The sequence below is a fragment of the Undibacterium umbellatum genome (assembly GCF_014284125.1).
Taxonomy (GTDB): Bacteria; Pseudomonadota; Gammaproteobacteria; order Burkholderiales; family Burkholderiaceae_D; genus Undibacterium; species Undibacterium umbellatum.
On the sequence record NZ_JACOFX010000004.1, the window covers coordinates 169,835 to 186,330 of the forward strand.

15 protein-coding genes are annotated in these 16,496 nt (G+C 49.3%); 11 read left to right on the forward strand and 4 right to left on the reverse strand.

The window, feature by feature from the left end:
- The first annotated feature begins 442 nt into the window (after nt 1–442).
- A complete protein-coding gene (locus H8L47_RS10820) occupies nt 443–907 on the forward strand; it encodes a hypothetical protein (protein ID WP_186953608.1) in 465 nt (154 codons plus the stop codon).
- A 348-nt stretch (nt 908–1,255) separates the two neighbouring features.
- Nucleotides 1,256–1,861: a DUF4240 domain-containing protein gene (locus H8L47_RS10825; protein ID WP_186953609.1), complete on the forward strand. Its 606-nt coding sequence runs from the start codon at nt 1,256–1,258 to the stop codon at nt 1,859–1,861.
- Between the two features lie 60 nt (nt 1,862–1,921).
- On the opposite strand, the gene H8L47_RS10830 is transcribed toward H8L47_RS10825, so the two are convergent.
- Both H8L47_RS10830 and H8L47_RS10835 read right to left on the reverse strand, forming a co-directional pair.
- Nucleotides 1,922–2,407 (reverse strand): hypothetical protein, encoded by a 486-nt coding sequence (locus H8L47_RS10830; RefSeq protein ID WP_186953610.1) that lies wholly within the window; start codon nt 2,405–2,407, stop codon nt 1,922–1,924.
- Nucleotides 2,408–2,949: 542 nt separating this feature from the next.
- On the reverse strand, nt 2,950–3,948 hold the full coding sequence (locus tag H8L47_RS10835) for a LysR family transcriptional regulator (RefSeq protein WP_186953611.1): 999 nt from the start codon (nt 3,946–3,948) through the stop codon (nt 2,950–2,952).
- A 245-nt stretch (nt 3,949–4,193) separates the two neighbouring features.
- Between H8L47_RS10835 and H8L47_RS10840 the strand changes: the two genes are divergently transcribed.
- Complete coding sequence (locus H8L47_RS10840) at nt 4,194–4,472, forward strand: DUF4148 domain-containing protein (protein ID WP_186953612.1); 279 nt, start codon at nt 4,194–4,196, stop codon at nt 4,470–4,472.
- 411 nt (nt 4,473–4,883) lie between these two features.
- Here H8L47_RS10840 and H8L47_RS10845 read toward each other — a convergent pair whose 3' ends face one another.
- On the reverse strand, nt 4,884–6,995 hold the full coding sequence (locus tag H8L47_RS10845) for a hypothetical protein (protein WP_186953613.1): 2,112 nt from the start codon (nt 6,993–6,995) through the stop codon (nt 4,884–4,886).
- Nucleotides 6,996–7,982: 987 nt separating this feature from the next.
- Between H8L47_RS10845 and H8L47_RS10850 the strand changes: the two genes are divergently transcribed.
- From H8L47_RS10850 to H8L47_RS10870, 5 genes are all read left to right on the forward strand, one after another.
- Nucleotides 7,983–9,524, forward strand: a complete 1,542-nt coding sequence (locus H8L47_RS10850; protein ID WP_230413686.1) for an FAD-binding oxidoreductase — start codon at nt 7,983–7,985, stop codon at nt 9,522–9,524.
- Nucleotides 9,525–10,072: 548 nt separating this feature from the next.
- Complete coding sequence (locus H8L47_RS10855; protein ID WP_186953614.1) at nt 10,073–10,411, forward strand: energy transducer TonB; 339 nt, start codon at nt 10,073–10,075, stop codon at nt 10,409–10,411.
- 70 nt (nt 10,412–10,481) lie between these two features.
- Nucleotides 10,482–11,351, forward strand: coding sequence for a hypothetical protein (locus H8L47_RS10860; RefSeq protein ID WP_186953615.1), 870 nt, complete (start codon nt 10,482–10,484; stop codon nt 11,349–11,351).
- A gap of 252 nt (nt 11,352–11,603) precedes the next feature.
- Nucleotides 11,604–12,410 carry a hypothetical protein gene (locus H8L47_RS10865; protein WP_186953616.1) on the forward strand — a complete coding sequence of 269 codons (807 nt, stop codon included), beginning with the start codon at nt 11,604–11,606 and terminating at the stop codon, nt 12,408–12,410.
- 53 nt (nt 12,411–12,463) lie between these two features.
- Complete coding sequence (locus H8L47_RS10870) at nt 12,464–13,210, forward strand: carbon-nitrogen hydrolase family protein (protein ID WP_186953617.1); 747 nt, start codon at nt 12,464–12,466, stop codon at nt 13,208–13,210.
- 114 nt (nt 13,211–13,324) lie between these two features.
- On the opposite strand, the gene H8L47_RS10875 is transcribed toward H8L47_RS10870, so the two are convergent.
- Nucleotides 13,325–14,056 (reverse strand): ubiquinone/menaquinone biosynthesis methyltransferase, encoded by a 732-nt coding sequence (locus tag H8L47_RS10875; RefSeq protein WP_186953618.1) that lies wholly within the window; start codon nt 14,054–14,056, stop codon nt 13,325–13,327.
- Between the two features lie 350 nt (nt 14,057–14,406).
- On the opposite strand from H8L47_RS10875, the gene bufA2 reads away from it, so the two are divergent.
- From bufA2 to H8L47_RS10890, 3 genes are read left to right on the forward strand one after another with little or no spacing between them, the layout of a single operon-like run.
- Nucleotides 14,407–14,676: a BufA2 family periplasmic bufferin-type metallophore gene (bufA2, locus tag H8L47_RS10880; protein WP_186953619.1), complete on the forward strand. Its 270-nt coding sequence runs from the start codon at nt 14,407–14,409 to the stop codon at nt 14,674–14,676.
- On the forward strand, nt 14,606–15,601 hold the full coding sequence (gene bufB, locus H8L47_RS10885) for an MNIO family bufferin maturase (RefSeq protein WP_329605442.1): 996 nt from the start codon (nt 14,606–14,608) through the stop codon (nt 15,599–15,601). Before bufA2 ends, bufB begins: the two co-directional genes overlap by 71 nt.
- A 14-nt stretch (nt 15,602–15,615) precedes the next feature.
- On the forward strand, nt 15,616–16,386 hold the full coding sequence (locus H8L47_RS10890; protein ID WP_186953620.1) for an HvfC/BufC N-terminal domain-containing protein: 771 nt from the start codon (nt 15,616–15,618) through the stop codon (nt 16,384–16,386).
- Nucleotides 16,387–16,496: the final 110 nt, after the last annotated feature.

Sequence of the window (16,496 nt, forward strand, 5' to 3'; positions counted from 1 at the left end):
GGCAGTCTTCACCTGTGGCAGGCAAATGGCGACAGGTGTGGCGACCCTAATGTCTTCATCAGTTCATGTTTTGCATTAAGTGTGTGACTGGCGGGCTGCGGCATCCCCCCGCTTTTGCAGACGCTGGCATTTCATATTACACAAATTCAGGGTGTGTTGCAAAAAGTCGAAGGTGAAAACATCGCATCATAAATAGCAAGCACGGAATTCAAATATTCGGTACAGTTGATCTATGCAAAGTTTTTGCGCGCTATCTCCTGGTGGTGTGTGGTCTGTCCCTGGCATGCAGCGGCGCAAGCTTTGATGCAGGTCAATGAAGGTGATGCATTGCATGGATCGTTTTTGCACTTGCAGCAAAAAGTGTAATCGGCAATGTTTGCTTATACTGTTGCAACATGTTTATTCGCACCCTGTGAGTGCGGCATCCTTAGAGGCAAGGAATATGAAAATCTATTCGGAAATCATCGTTCTGTATGCGCACGTCGCCATGCCAGGCGAAGATGATTTCTGTCCGGCATTCTGGCAAGCAGAAGAATTTGATTCTGATGGCGATTTTTATGGCGATGACGTCGCCAAAGACTGGACCACGCTGAAGCTGACCAAGCATTATGCCAATGGCCGCGATAGCGACTTTCAACTCTACGTACACCGTGAAAAAGGTGGTGACGCCGCGCATGAACTGGCCCGCTTTATCCAGTACCGCAAGGACGGCCACTACAAGGAAAAAAAGCAAGTGCATGAAGCCAAAAACCTGTGCGTGGCATCGCTGCAAATCAGGGCTGCGTCACTTGAAGACTACCGCGAGTTTTTACGCACCGTGCATTTTTTTCTGGAACATACTGGCGGCATCGCGGCCAATGTGGGCGGTTTTGATGCCTGGGATTTCAAGACGGAGTTTGTGGATTGATGGCTGGTAGGGTGTGCCGTAACGCACCGGCGCTGGAATTCAACTCTATGTGATGCATTTGCTGCGTCATGATGAACATTGCTTGGCCGTTCGCAAAAAAATAGCGTAAATTATTTTTGACACATCAGTGGTGCGTTGTAACGCGCCATACATGACTGCATCGCAATGAAGTAATGTGTTGTTGATCCACCGTCTGTCGATATTGTATGCCCCGCATGCGTACGATTACGCTTGCGCTAATCGTACCTACCGCACTAATGTCATTGGGCGTGCTTCTGCCCTTTCGTCATGTCGCCCAAGCAAAGCTGCTTTACAATAGCGATATCGAGAACAAGCAGTCGCATCTTTATGAATGAACAGGATTTCTGGCACATCGTTGCCGTCACCAATCGCACGGCGCGCTACCAGCGTTTTCGCGCCGAAGATCTGGAATACCATCTCAGCAAACTGGCACCGCAACTCATCGTCGAATTTAATCTCCACTTCCACAAGCTCGTCAATCAAGCAGAGACCGGCGACGTGTATGGCGCAGGATGTCTGTTGAGTCAGGACTATATGTCTGACGATAGTTTTTTGTATTTCCGTTACTGGTTGGTCTCTATGGGCCAGACAGCTTATGAACAGGCGCTGCTTAACCCGGACAGCATGGCAATGCTGGAAATTGTCCATGATCGTGATGGCTACCCACGTGTTTCTGATGAGTCCTATTGTTACGCTATCTACAAAGCCTATGAAAAAGTAACAGGCAAACAAATCTTCGATGCGCCCAGCGCGTGGGAAGTAGATAAGAACTCAGTAAAACCTGAAGATTTCAACTGGCAGGATTACACCCACGTCAGTTTGTCAGAAAAATTTCCACTGCTGTGGGCCAATTACCTGGCCAGTGAGCCAGATCGCGAAGCCGCCTATAAAAGATTTTCTATCAGTAGTGAGGGCATCAGTGGGGAATGGTAAAGATGTTGAAGCCAACGCCTGCGCGATGGTCTCTTGATGCACAAAGGCACCATCACCTGCTCACAACATCTCTAGCGTACGCGTGAAAGTCTCGCAGACTATCCTGAACACACTGCCCCGTGAAAAATACCATTCATGAACCACGGCCTGATTGTCGTCTGTCAAACTCACTTCATGTATCAATAAATCGCCATGGCCAATTGTCCCAAATGGTGGGTGAACAAACTCTTGCGGTGTCACGATGCTGTACTCAATCACACCCGAATAAACAAGATGGATTTTAAGATCATGGTATGGCCCCAGAAAGCTTGCTTCAATCTGAATGGCGCGCATTTCTGAGCGCTCACCACTCGCTGGTTCCGAGATGCAAAATCGCTCAAGCCAGGCATCATGCAGACTTTGATGGCTCATATCGTAATTTCGATTATCTACCGCGAAGGCATACACGTCTGGCGGAAAATGATCACAATGCACTTGCAAGTATCGTTGATATGACGTGAAATCAAAGTCATATTCCCCTTTAATTAGCGATTCAAAGAATTTCATCTTATAAAAATGTAGGTTAACTCGTGTGCGATTGGCGAAGCGCAATTGCTCGCATGCTGATTCACTGTAACTTATTTCTGATTTTGTTGCTCGCAGCTCACGTAGCTGCAATTAGCCCACCGTCATCGTACAATTCTCCCGCTCCACCAGTCGCCAGTTGAAGGCAGCCAGCCACCGCCTCGCAATGCAGTGCATGTGTTGTTGATAAACCGTCTGTCGATATTGTATGCCCCGCATGCGTGCGATTACGCTTGCGCCAATCGTACCTCGCTACGGTAGAGCCTGTGAACTTGGCAAGCCAGAGGCTGATGTCATCACTACTTGCCTGCATGATCGCGCAGGCGAAGCGAATGCTCTCGCCCAAAAAATACAAAAAAAAGCCACGAAGGGGGAGACTTCGTGGCAAACAATACCTAAGGAGACACTACCAGCATATGGTATTCAAATAATGTTACACAAGTATGACTATTCGATTTTACATTTGCTTACAAGCATGCAATCTGTACCCTAGCCCGTAGCGCTCCTTTGCAAAGTGCCGCAGCTCAGCCGGTACGTACCTTGCCAGGATGAGGGATGCCAAGTTCTCTGAGTTTCTCTTCACGTATGCGGTAGGGACAACCGCCCATCCACATGTCCTCTTCCGGGTGTGGGAACTTGCTGGCGACGAAATCAACAAAGCGCCTTACCTTGGCCGATAACTGGCGGCGGCTGGGGTAGACCATGGAAATCGACACCGCACCAAAGCAATGCTCAGGGAACAGGCGCACCAGTCTGCCTTGTGCCAGATCATCGTCAATCTGGAAGGAGGTACGCAGCACAAGGCCCATGCCTGCCAGCGCACAGGCGCGCAAGACGTCGGCATTATTACTGATGACCTTGGCCTGTATGGGGATGCTGCGGAAAGAATCGCGCCCGGTGCGCTTGTCAAAGGCCATCCAGTTATCGCGCAAAAAATCATAGTTGAAGTTGAGGCAGCGATGGCCCGAGATATCCTCAGGCGTGGCTGGCGTGCCATGCTCTTCCAGATAAGCTGGCGAGGCGCAGAGCAAGACCTCGGACGTGGCCAGCTTGCGCGAGATCATGCTGCCATCGACTTTTTGCAGGTCGAGGTAAAAGCCGACGTCTATCCCCTCTTCCACCAGATCAACATGGTGGTCAGTGATCTTGATGTCGAGCATGACATCAGGGTATTCTTTGGCAAACTCAGGCAACAAGGGGGCCAGTTGCGCTTTGCCGAAATGCGGTACAGAATACACCCGCAAGGTGCCGCTGGGCTTTTGCGCCGCATACGAGGCAATGGCATCGGCGTCGTCGATGTCGCTCAAGATGGCGCGCACCCTTTCCAGGTAGACCATGCCAGTCTCGGTCAGCGACAATTTGCGGGTAGAGCGATTCAGCAAGCGCGTGCCCAGATGGCTCTCCAGATCGGCCATATACCGGGTCACTACCGCATTGGACATGTCCATTGCCGAGGCTGCCCTGGCAAAATTGCCCAGCTCCACAACCTTGGCAAAAATGCGCATAGATTGCAATCTGTCCATTTCAAGTCCTTTATTGTTCCTGTTTCAGCAATAGTATATTCCCATTTCAATACTTTATTGTTGAATCCGAAAAGCATACACTGCTTTCCATCGGTGCAGTGCAACATAAATCCAGCTCTACACCGCGCTACTGGCGACGACTTGATTCAGTTGTTATCGGAAGTGAAATTTCACTTCTCATGACAATTGGGCAAGATCACCGAGGTGGCTGACCCTGAAACTTACTTATATTGATAGGAACGATCATGAATGCGAAACAACTCTTTTTGGCAACCAGCGTTACATTTCTGACAGCCACTGCCGCCTTTGCTGCTGACACAGCGCCAGTAGAAAAAACCCGCGCCCAAGTCGTCGCTGAACTGCAAGAAGCACGCGCCAATGGCGAAGAAATCGGCATGGAAGGCTACTCTTGGTACCCAGCCCAGAAAGCGGCCCTGGTCAAAGCCAATGAAACACGTCTGGCTGCTGACAAAGCCAATGCTGAAAAAGTAGCAGGCAAAGCGCAAAAATCGACACAGAACTGATGGTGTTGAAATAGCTGGTCAGGTATGCACTGGCTGGCGGATAGAATGAAAAAACCCGGCGATCTTGGATTGGCCGGGTTTTGTTTTTCTGGGTGATGTTGTGAAGACCTTTCAACACAGAGAAAGGAAAGACTGCTTGCAAGCAGTCTTCGTTACGCAGGCGCGCGGCGGGCCGCCCTATGCGGGCCGCACGAAATCCCTGCTGCACCACAAAAGGTTGCACCGAGTTTCACAGGGAAAATCTGAGTTGACTCTGCCTTTGACACGCTGCTCAATACATCGAAATCCCCATCTTCAACAAGAAGCCTTACCTCGTCATGCCATAGAATCCCAATTAGTCGGTGTTTGCCTGAATAAAAACGTACATGACAGCAAACGTACGAACCCACTAGATATCGGAACAAGCCATATCTAGAATTCGATGCTCAATTTCTTCTTATAAATCTCTAGACGCTTTTCTGCGCGTTGAATGAACTGATCATAATACAGAATCTCAGAATACAACTCTCCATATTTAATGTTAGCTTGCGTAACAGGCTCTGTATTGAAATAACCAAGGCCGCTAGGAAACATTGTGAAAGTTCCAGGCATTCTGGTTTCGTCTAATGTATCCCCAATCAAATATCCATAGAATTTTTTGATCTTTCCATTTGATTTTGATGCAAGTAACCTGGAATATTGTATAAGGTCAGAAATATGCTCCTGCAACTCGACACCTGGTGCTTTAAATTCAATAATAATAGCAGCTCCCTCACTATTAAAGATAGCAATATCCGGTCGCTTTTGTGAGTGATTTTTATTGTTTTTTGCGAACAGTTTCTCTAGCTCGTTGTCGATTTCTGGCTCAAATAGCATATTTGACTTGTCAAATTTTATGCTAGATAAAGCTTTATCAGATGCTATATGTTCGAAGTAGTGGTATTCCTCATTCAATAACCAAATATCGTGGTCAATCAATTCAGAATTATCTTTTCCACGTGGGAAAAAAATATTGTGAATTATCTTTTCATTATCCCGCTTGCCATCTTCATCCTGGCAAATCAGCATAAGTTCAGTGGCTTTCTTTAAAATCTCAAGCATTGATGCTCTTCGAACTACCAATTGAGAGAGATTCGCCATGTCAACTTTTTTGATATTAGATGTGTACTTCCATGAGAGAAGCGCTACCTTTTCTCTAAAATCACTAGTTCTCGGATCAAGACCTAGTAGCTCTTCCTTGATATTAAAAATATCGGACGTATCGCGAACTATTTCATCCTGAAATTTTCTAAGAACTCGCCGTGCGATATTTTCTTCCGTATCACTATAATGAACTTTAATATTCACTGAATTTAGCATTGCGTGCGTGATACCAAATCGGGCTTGAGTTGACCAAATTAATTTTTCTTTGTCAAAATCACTTGGAGTGATTATTTCATAGACATAGTCAGACAACGAATCAATAATATCTTGAAGAGAGAAGGTCGAATCAAGCTCTCCATTAGAACCACATTCCATTGGTATATTAAAGCCATCTCGCTGCTCATTTACCTTACCCTCCAGGAATTCGCCTTCTACTAAAATCAACTCAAAATTCCCATTTATTGGATTATTTCTGTCTGAGGTTTTTTTCAGAAATTGTTTCGTCAAAGATTGCACCAACGCAAAATTCGCACAGAGCGCAACCTCATGCTTTAAACCGGGATATGCTTGGTAAGGCAATGAATATCGAGTTATGTTTAACGTGATATTTCGATCAAGTAGCTCTCTGTCATGCGAACAAGTCAAAGGCAGCCTTTTAACTTCTGTTGCCGTTGGAAGATCTTTTGAACATATCGATAGTTCTTGACTAGGAACTTCCTCATCTGCGTCAATGCTAGTCTGCTTTATCGATATTGAGAATTCACCGATTAAGCCTTTTAAAACTATGAGGCGCTGAAGAAACGCGATATACAAGTGGCTATGCACCGCTTTCGCCGAAAATTCTTCTCTCAAATCAAGTGACCCAGCATTCTCAACAACCGCAAGAGTTTTATTGAAGTCCTGAAGTATTAGTGTTGTTTCAGTTTCTTGTGCGTCCACTTCTACAGTATTGAAACTTTCCTCAGATACTTCGCGAGTTTCAGCACGAATACTTAGCGTGCGATGAATCGTCTTACTATTTTCGGCCAAAATGCTACTGATCTGCAGTTTTTTAAAATAATGAAAAAACTGAATCCTACCTGCACCTTTACATTTTCCAATGCCGACAATTTCCAGATAATCTTTATAGGTTGAGTCCTTCGTAACAAAAGCCTTGACCTGTTTCTCACCAAATCCAGCGCCATTGTCAGTACAAGAAACACGAAGGTCATAACCGGCGTTAAAAAACTCAGTTTTATAAAAATCAAGGCTTATCAAAACAAAGAATGGAGGAACACAGCTTTCTGCTTTTTTCCTAATAAGATACGAATCAATGGAATTGGAAAGTAATTCTTCAAAAACTATATATTTATTTTTACTGGCCGACGTGTTTTTTAGACCGCCCTTGATGTCAAGCGTCATATTATGTATCCGTTACGAATATATGAAAATCGGGTTAAGTGTAAGTTTGAGTTAGGTAGCGCGATCGTACTACTCAGCAGTTAGTCGCACAGTAGCATAGTCAACATTTTCCTAAATGTATTGCTGCAATAATTTCACTCTCGCATCTTAACGTAATCCTTTTACCTGCACCTCCATTGTATGGATCACAATAGGATATTTAGTAATTTTAAATCTACTCTAAATTACAATCATCTGCAACTTTTATAGCCTAACGTCCTGAACATCATGCCAAATTTGCTCAAGTTTCTGATGACGTTCAACTCTAACGCTTTCTTGATTGTTGCGGATGAAACTTCGGCAAGCAGCAAAGCATACTGGACTCGTACAAATAAACCACTTGATGCAGGATCAAGTCCGGCATGAAAGATTTAAAGGTGCTGCGTTAAAACCTTCTCTCTGCTCGCAGAAGGCCGCGCTTCCGACGTAGCCGGAAGAGCATCGCAATGCGCCGCACGTGCGTGTCGCTAACGGTGTGCTCTATTTCACCGGCAAGTCAGAAATTGAGGATGACTCCCGTATGAGCGGCTTCAGCCGCGAACAGATGTGCCGGGTCAGGAATTCGCGGCTAAAGCCGCTCCTATGGGTGCCAATCATGGTGACCGTATACAGGCTGATCCACTTGCACATCATGCCAAACTTGATCGCGCCGCCGGCGTAAAGCACTACTCCTCAATGCCGAAATACCACTAGTTGTTTTTTGCATGGATGAGCTTGCTTTATCTTGTAATAAAGTTTATTTTAAAAGACAATATATTAGTTTTATTTCAAGATAAAACAAGCGTCAGCATCAAGCTTTTGCTGTGGATATTCCCAAAAAACTGCCGTGCGTTTTACCTGGTCGGGCAAAAGTGTGCGCCTGGCGGACGGTAGCGAACTGGCCCTGGGGCTTTTCACACTGCCATTCCTGCATTCAACGCTGGTTTTGCCAAACTCAAGGAGAAGTCTATGGATACCGTAACTAGCCAAGTCCCCACCTTAGTCCCCGATCTGGTTCCCACCCCCTCCCGCCGCCGTTTTTTGCAGACATCCACCGCCCTTGCCACTGCCAGCATGCTGGGTATTTCAGGTGAGGCCAGCGCGGCACCGGCGCTGCATAGCAAGCGCAACCTGGCGGCGCTTGCACGCAGCATGGCTGGACGCCTGATTTTGCCTGGCGAGCTGGGCTACATGATGGCCGCAGCACCGAACAACCAGCGCTATGCAGACATCCTGCCCGTCGCCGTTGCCATGTGCGCCAATGATAAGGATGTGCAGTTGTGCCTGCGCTGGGCGATAGATCATCGCCAGCCCTTTGCGGTGCGCTCCGGTGGCCACAATTACGCAGGCTTTTCGACCACCAGGGGTTTGCTGATCGACGTTAAGGCGATGAATGGCATCAGCGTCAATGAAAAGGAGAACACCTGCACCATTGCAGCAGGTGTCAGCAACCAGGACATGGCCAACTTCTTTAGCGGCAGCAGCCTGGCTGTGCCATCGGGCCGTTGCCCCACTGTGGGTGCGGCGGGTCTGGTGCTGGGTGGTGGCTGGGGCTTTTCTGCCACCCACGCGGGCCTGACTTGCGATAGCCTGAAATCGTCAGAAATTGTTTTACCCAGCCAGCAACTGGTGGTGGCCGAAGACAAGGGCAGCTATCAGGATTTGTTCTGGGGCTTGCGCGGCGGCGGTGGCGGCAATTTTGGGGTGAATACCTCGTTCACCTTTAACTTGGTGGATGTGTCGCACAATGTCACCATTTTCAATATCCTCTGGCCTGCACAGAAACAGATAGAATTGTTTTCTGCCTTGCAGGACCTGCAGCAAAATAATCCCACCACCATTTCTACCCGCAGCAAAATCGTGCCCCGCCGTGCAGGCAGCAACTACACCATGGCAGATTTGCAGGTCACCACCCTGGGCCAGTTTTTTGGCGGCAAAGAAGCTGCGATGAAGGCTTTGGAGCCAGTATTGAACATGCTCACGCCTGTCAAAGCGGATATTCGTGAAATGACTTACTGGCAGGCGCGTGATTATCTGATCACCGACGACCCCAATGGCATGTATGACCTGCGCTCTTCTTATGTCGGCGAAAAAATGTCACCAGAGGGCATGGAAATGATGGTGCGCTGGATGCTGAAATGGCCAGGCGGTTCACTGGTGCCAGAAAACATGGGCATTCTGTTTGCGATTGGTGGCAAGGTGCGCACCGTGGCCGTCAACGCCACTGCCTACCCACATCGCAATGCCAATTATATTTTTGAAATGGAAGCCGCCTGGGGGCCGATCGACAAGCTGGACGTGGTACAGAGACAGCAACAATGGCTGCGCGACTACTTTACTGCCATGAGCCCATTCGTACTGCCGCAAGCCTACGTCAATTTCCCGAATCGCGAACAACCCAACTGGGCAAAGGCTTACTATGGCCCTAACCTGGACCGCTTGAAAACCGTCAAGCACAAGTACGACCCGCACAATTATTTCAAATTCGAGCAAAGCATTCCGCAGGGATAAAATACCTAGCCTGCGACGACAGGCCCCGCACACTGTCATGCCAGACTTGATCTGGCATCCAGTGTCGTTAGCCGTACCACCCGTTTGGCCGCAAATGCACAACAGAGTATGAATGCCTCAGCAAGAAAGCACGCTGGCGGCAGGTGAGCGAACCCACTGGATGCCGGATCAAGTCCGGCATGACGGGTTTGCGGTCATGAGCATGCAAGGGCTTGGTCTCGTGTAAAGGCTCAACATAACCACAAACCCCCAAAATATTTTCTCTCCTATCAAAAAATATTTTCTGCACCAACATGGCAATAAAGCCTGGCAAACAGGGGCCTGGCTGCTGTTTTTGCACTGGCGTGGAGAGTTTATTGTCGATTCAATATAGCCTGCGTGCACCTGAATAATGCACGACTAGCATTATGCTTTTTGCGAATAATGCCTATATGAAATAGTGATTTTTTTGCGCCGCCTGGGCCACGTATATTGCAGTCATCTGCCTGCGACATGGCAGTCTTTGCCCCAGGTTCAACGATCAATCTATTTTTTCTGAGGAGTTCATTATGACCCCACATTTGCGTCTATATGCCGTCGTCACCACCCTGGCTTTTGCCCTGGTTACCATCCCCGCTTTTGCCATGAATGCCAGCCAGGCTTTTGTGGAGTCTGGTTGTGATGCACCCTCCTATGATCAAAGGACGCTGACAGATGAAGTGCAAGGCCAGGTCAGGCTAAATTTTTTGCTGGATGAAAAAGGCAGCGTTGTGGATGCCAAGATTGCCGGCAGCAGCGGCATTCGCGTGATTGACAAAGAATCCTTGCGCGCTTTAAAGGCTTGCCGTTTTCAGGTCGGTGTCACACCGGGCTGGAATAATCTGGCCTTTGTCTGGAAGTTGAAATAAGCAGCAGGACTGCCAACGGCGTGTTCCGGTGCTATATTCTGCCTTCAGAATAGTGCACCGGGACCGCGCCTTGAACACCACAGAAACCTCCACCCTCTCTACCCTATCCACCCCAGGCGGTAACAAAGCCAACGAAGACCTGATACTCAGTCTCAGCCATGATGACGGTACACTGGATTTGCTGATGTTTGATGGCGCCAGTTCGGTATCGGGACAGCACTATCTCGATGACGCCATGGGGGACCCCGCCTGGTTCGTACAGCAATTTTCTGCGGCACTGACACAAATCGCTACGCCCAGCTTGACGCAGGCAGACAGCATCGCGCTGGCCTTGCTGGCCCTGCGTGAGCAGCACGCGACTTTGCTGCAAGCAGCCGCCATGCCCACGTATGCCTGGCCAATTGCCGCCCTGACCTGGTTGCGCGTGCCGGCAGATGGCAAGCGAGCCAGCCTCTATGCACTGGGTGACTGCAAGGCTTTCTTGCTCGATGCGCAGGGCAAGGCCACCGATCTAGACCCCTATCACAACCCGCAAGAAGGCATACTCAAAACCGCGATAGAGCAATTGAAACAGGAAGGCCTGGATGAGCAGGCACGCTGGGCCAGGCTCTTGCCTATGCTGCGTGACAGGCGTGTGGCGCAAAACATGAACACGCAGCCATCCATACTCTGCCTGCATCCACAGGGGGATTTCGCCGCACGTGAGCACCACATCCCGCTGGACTCATCAGGATATGTGCTACTCATGACAGATGGTTTTTACAGGCTGGTGGACAGCTACCACCTCAATACCGACCAAAGCCTGCTGCAAGACTGCGCCACCCGTGGGCTGGACGCGCTGATGCAGGAATTGCGCGCGCATGAAGCAGGCGGTGCTGGTGGCATGACAGTCAAAAAGGCGGATGATGCATCGGTGGCGATGCTGCGCCTGGGGGAGTGAGCTTGTATTTCGTGGTTCAAAGTAATATTACCAACGACTACGCCGCTCCTTATAATTGCCACGGCATCAATTTAACTGCATAAGAATTTCTCTCAGCCGATGCAAGCAATGAATGCTGTGTCTCTGTAACTCTCGCAACAGAGCGCCATTCATTCGTTGGCTGACGGCATAAAAAACAATTGAGATTGCGATATGACAAGCATACCTACATACTAGCATTTTCGTTTACTGACCTACACTAGGGAGCACAAGATGGGAGGTAGAGCCTTTATCGTTATAGGGCCAGATGCAGAAGAACAAATGGAACCGTTTCGAAGTTTTGATGGTTATGTAGACAAGCATGTTCGAAGCATAGACATACTTCAAGAAACTCTGGAAGATTTTGCAGATTCCCAATCTGGCCTCTCACCCGCAACATCCATGAGTTTTGAAAGCTATGTACGTGAACGTCGAAGTTTAGGAAGAATACTAAAACCTGGAGAAACACCAGACTTTTTGGATAAGGACCGGTTTGGCTGGGTACGTTTGGATGAAGCAGGCAAGGTGAGTGAAATATTTCATCGCGACAGGCCATATAGTTTTTGGGTCAACTGGGGAGTGCTGGCAACTTCTTGGATGCTTAAACCCGGCATTGCTGCAACATCAACTATCGCATCAGACAGAATATCTGGATCGAGCACACCTGGCTATACAGGCAGTGCCTTGAAACGGGAAATTGATTGGAAAAAAATGCGAGGCGACATAGCGGAGGAAGCTGGTGAATATTGGGATTTGTCCGCAGCGGGCATGCCATTACCAACGCATACCAGGCTTAGCTATGCAGGTCTTTCCCGGAATATCTTCCTTCAGTATCCTCGCGAGAAATTCGTTCAGGTAAATGTTGATATGCTCATTAATAGAAGTGCCCTGATAATGAATGGCAAGGTAATAGATGATCAGGATTTTAATGGGTGGGGCAACATCGCTTCAAAAAACGAAGCCTGGTATCGTTATCTGAATGAGCTCATTGACTCACTCCCTGATGACACATTAATGACAGATGTTTATACACGAGATTAGTCATTCAAAAAAGCCCGATAACGATTGTTCAGCAAAGTGAGTTCAAATTAATAATGAACAAGAACAAACTACGCATTGCTGCCTTCCAGCGCCATCCTGTTTTTGATGACCTGCAAAAGACGACGGCACGATTACAGGAAGACCTGCGCTGGTGCCGGGATCATGGTGTGGAGCTGGCCATCTTCCCAGAATCTTATTTGCTGGGATATGCCTCAGATGCGCCTACGATAGCGCTGCGTGCCCTGTCCATCAATAGCCCCGCCTTCCAGCAAATGCTGTCAGACTTATCTGTATTTGAGACTGACATCATGATAGGATTCTTTGAGCAAGGCGCGGCAGGTATCTACAATTCTGCGGCTGTTATCCGGCGAGGCAGGCTGTTGGGCACCTATGCCAAACAGCATCCCAATGAACGCGGCGTTTTGGCAGGGGCGGCATCGCCCGTGTTTGACCGCTCTGGATTTTCTTTCGGCATCAATATCTGCAATGACGCCAATTATCCTGCATGCGCAATGACACTCAGCCAGCAAGGCGCGCAATTATTATGCTACCCCTTGAACAATATGCTGTCCCCCTCTACCGCCGAAAAATGGCGTAGCAAAAGCGTGGACAATCTACGCCAGCGCGCCATGGAAAATGGCTGCTGGGTGGCTTCATCTGACGTAGTCGGCACACATGAAAACAAGATCAGCCATGGTTGCACCTGCATCATCGCACCTGACGGCAGCATGGTCGCCCGCGTTAATGAAGGAGAGGCAGGCGTGATCGTGTTTGATATCCCCATCCTGGCCTTCAAATAAATGCCAACACCAGCCCCGGCAAGAACATCATGCCTGTCAGCATGACCGCGCCACGCCGCAATTGATGAGAGCACGAAGTGGGCATGCGGTGGGCATACAGCGTGAAGTCCCGGTTTATCCGGGTTTTCTGGCGATATGCACAGCCACTATCCCCAGCGACAGGCGTTCATAGCGGATATCGCAAAAGCCCATGTCCAGCATTTCTGCGGCCAGTTGTTCTGCGCCGGGAAATTCGCGTACACCGTGCAGCAGGTATTTGTAGGCGGATGCATCGCCACCCGTGGCAAGCCAGCCTATGGCGGGGGTACAGATAGCCATATACATCAGGTAGGCACGATGTAACCATGCAGGGCGAATGTTGGACGCCTCCAGGATGATAAGACGGCCACCAGGGCGCAAGACGCGCAGGGCTTCTTGCAGGGCCAGATGGCGCTGGCATATTTTCAGGCCGAGTGAAATTGAGTAGGCATCAACACTGCCGCTGGCAATGTCAGGCATGCTGTGCATGTCGAGCTGGCAAAGCTGGACTTGCGCACCATGCTGGCCCAGCTTGCCTTGCGCAATGGCCAGCATTTGCGGGCTGATGTCAGAGGCAATAATACGGCGGCTGGCAGGGATCTGCTTTTTTAACACGCGCAACATGATGTCACCTGTGCCTGTTGCACCATCAAGCAAGGTTTGCCATTCTTCCTGCGCGATGATGTCGGCAACACGGCGCTTCCACATGCGGTGTATGCCAAAACTGAACAGATCGCACAGCCTGTCATAACGGCTGGCGATGCGGCCAAAGACATCGTCACTGTGGGCAACAAATTCTGCGGCGTTGTCGGAATGTTGAATAGACATATGCTCAGGCATGCTCGTGATGAGAATAGAAATAAGCCCTGAGTGTAGCTTATCAGGTATGAGCAAGCCCATTTTTTATTGCGATGATTTTTGAAAAAGACCAGCCATCTCACTGCAGGGACATGGGGAAACAGAGATCGCATCGAGGCTGTCTCACCACAAGCGAATCGCGCTAGTGTCTCCTGCAAAAAGAACTTCTGAAAATATTTTAAAGAGATGTGTAAGTAATCCGAAATCCAGCCGACTGATGCATAAGTTCTGTTTGTTGATGCGAATTTGCATGGCAGGCAAGGAGCTTGGTTTAACTATCACCACTTTTTTTACCTTCATCTATTTTCGGAGAACACATCATGAAAAAATCTATCCAAGCTGGTGCATTGATCGCTGCTGCTGCCGCTACCATGGCTTTGTCTGGTTTTGCCATTGCTGGCACCAGCACCATCAGTGCAGGTGACAAGGTACATTGTGCTGGCATTAATAGCTGCAAAGGTACGAGCGATTGCAAGACAGCCGAAAACGCCTGCAAGGGCCAGAACTCTTGCAAAGGCCATGGCTTTGTCTCCGTGGCTGCCGGTCAATGCCTGGCCAAAGGCGGCAAGATCATTGATCTGGACAAGTAATCCGGCATCCTCGCCTGGTCAAAGAAATGCGTTGGCGATACAAGCCAGCGCATTTTCTGTTTTCACTTCACATCGCTACCTCATGACAAATCCCTCTACCTCTGCCAGCTTTGGCCTGGGCTTGCGCACCGATCATTATCTGGCCATTCTGGCCGACAAACCGGCGGTGGACTGGTTTGAGATTTTGTCTGAAAACTATATGGTGCCTGGTGGAAAACCACTGGCCATGCTCGATGCCATCCGTGCTGATTACCCCGTCGTCATGCATGGGGTGTCGATGTCGATAGGCACACCGGAGGGGCCATCAACAGACTATCTGCGTGACTTGAAAAAACTCATCGACCGAGTCGCACCGATGTGGGTGTCTGACCATATCTGCTGGACCGGTGTACATGGCAAGAATATGCATGACCTGTTCCCGCTACCGTATAACGAGGAAACCATTGCCCTGGTGGTGAATAATGTACGCCGGGTGCAAGATGTATTAGGGCGCAGGCTGGTGCTGGAAAATGTATCGAGTTACCTGCAATACAGCAGCGACAGCATGCCCGAATGGGAATTTGTCGCCGCCATCGCCGAGCAGGCCGACAGCATGATTTTGCTGGATGTGAACAATATCTATGTCAGCAGCGTCAACCATGGTTTTGATGCGATGGACTATTTGCGCGGCATCCCTGTTGGACGTGTGCAGCAAATCCATCTGGCCGGGCATAGTGACCATGGCACGCATATTGTCGATACCCATGATCAGCCCATCGCCGACCCGGTATGGGACTTGTATGCGCAGGCGATACGCCGCTTTGGTGCGGTGCCCAGCATGATAGAGCGTGATGACAATATCCCGCCACTGGCCGAACTGGTGGCTGAACTTGAACGGGCGCGCAGTATTTGCAATAGCATTTTGTCGCCAGCTATAGCCGCATAAAAAAGGAAGATCACATGAATGCGACTCAGTACCTGCAATCCGATTTTCAGCAGTTTATTCTGGGGCAGCGTGATGCTGGCAGCATGCACATGCACCTGGCAGTGACACCCGGCCTGGACCGTGATGCGCGGCTGGATATTTATTACCAGGCGTATCGCCTGCGTTTGCGTGATGCCCTAGCCGAGGCGTACAGCAAAACACACGTCTATCTGGGTGATGCCATGTTTTATCAGGCATGTGCAGCGTATATCGAAAACCACCCTTCGCCCTATCGCAACCTGCGCTGGTTTGGCGATGCATTTGCAGCGCAGTTAGGCACGCAGTTTCCTGATCACCCGCAAGTGGCCGAGCTGGCGCGATTTGAATGGGCGCTCGGTCTGGCCTTTGATGCAGAAGATCATCCCATCCTTGGCCTGCCTGATCTGGCCACAATCAGCGATTGGGAAACCGTGGGTTTGCGTACCAGCAGCTCGCTGCAATTCATCCCCATGCAAAGCAATGCCGTCGCCATCTGGCTGGCCTTGAGTGAAGTCCAGACACCACCTGCGCCAGCATGCAATGAACAGCCCACCACCTGGATAGTCTGGCGCAAACAATTGCAGGCATGTTTCAGATCGCTGAATAAAGAAGAAGCCCAAGCCCTGCAAGGTGTGAGCCAGGGCCAGCGTTTTGCTGATGTATGCGAACAGGTGGCAGAAGACAAACCAGAAATCGCCAGTGAGATAGGCGGCTGGCTGCAAACCTGGGTGGTGGATGAGTTGTTGGCGGGGGTAGTGGAAAGCTGACAAAGAGCAGTACAAGTGTACTGCCATGTACACCATTCTGATCAGCAAGAATCAAAGGCTTGATGATTCGTATTATAAAGCCAAAATGCAGGCCATGACTTCGTGGCACG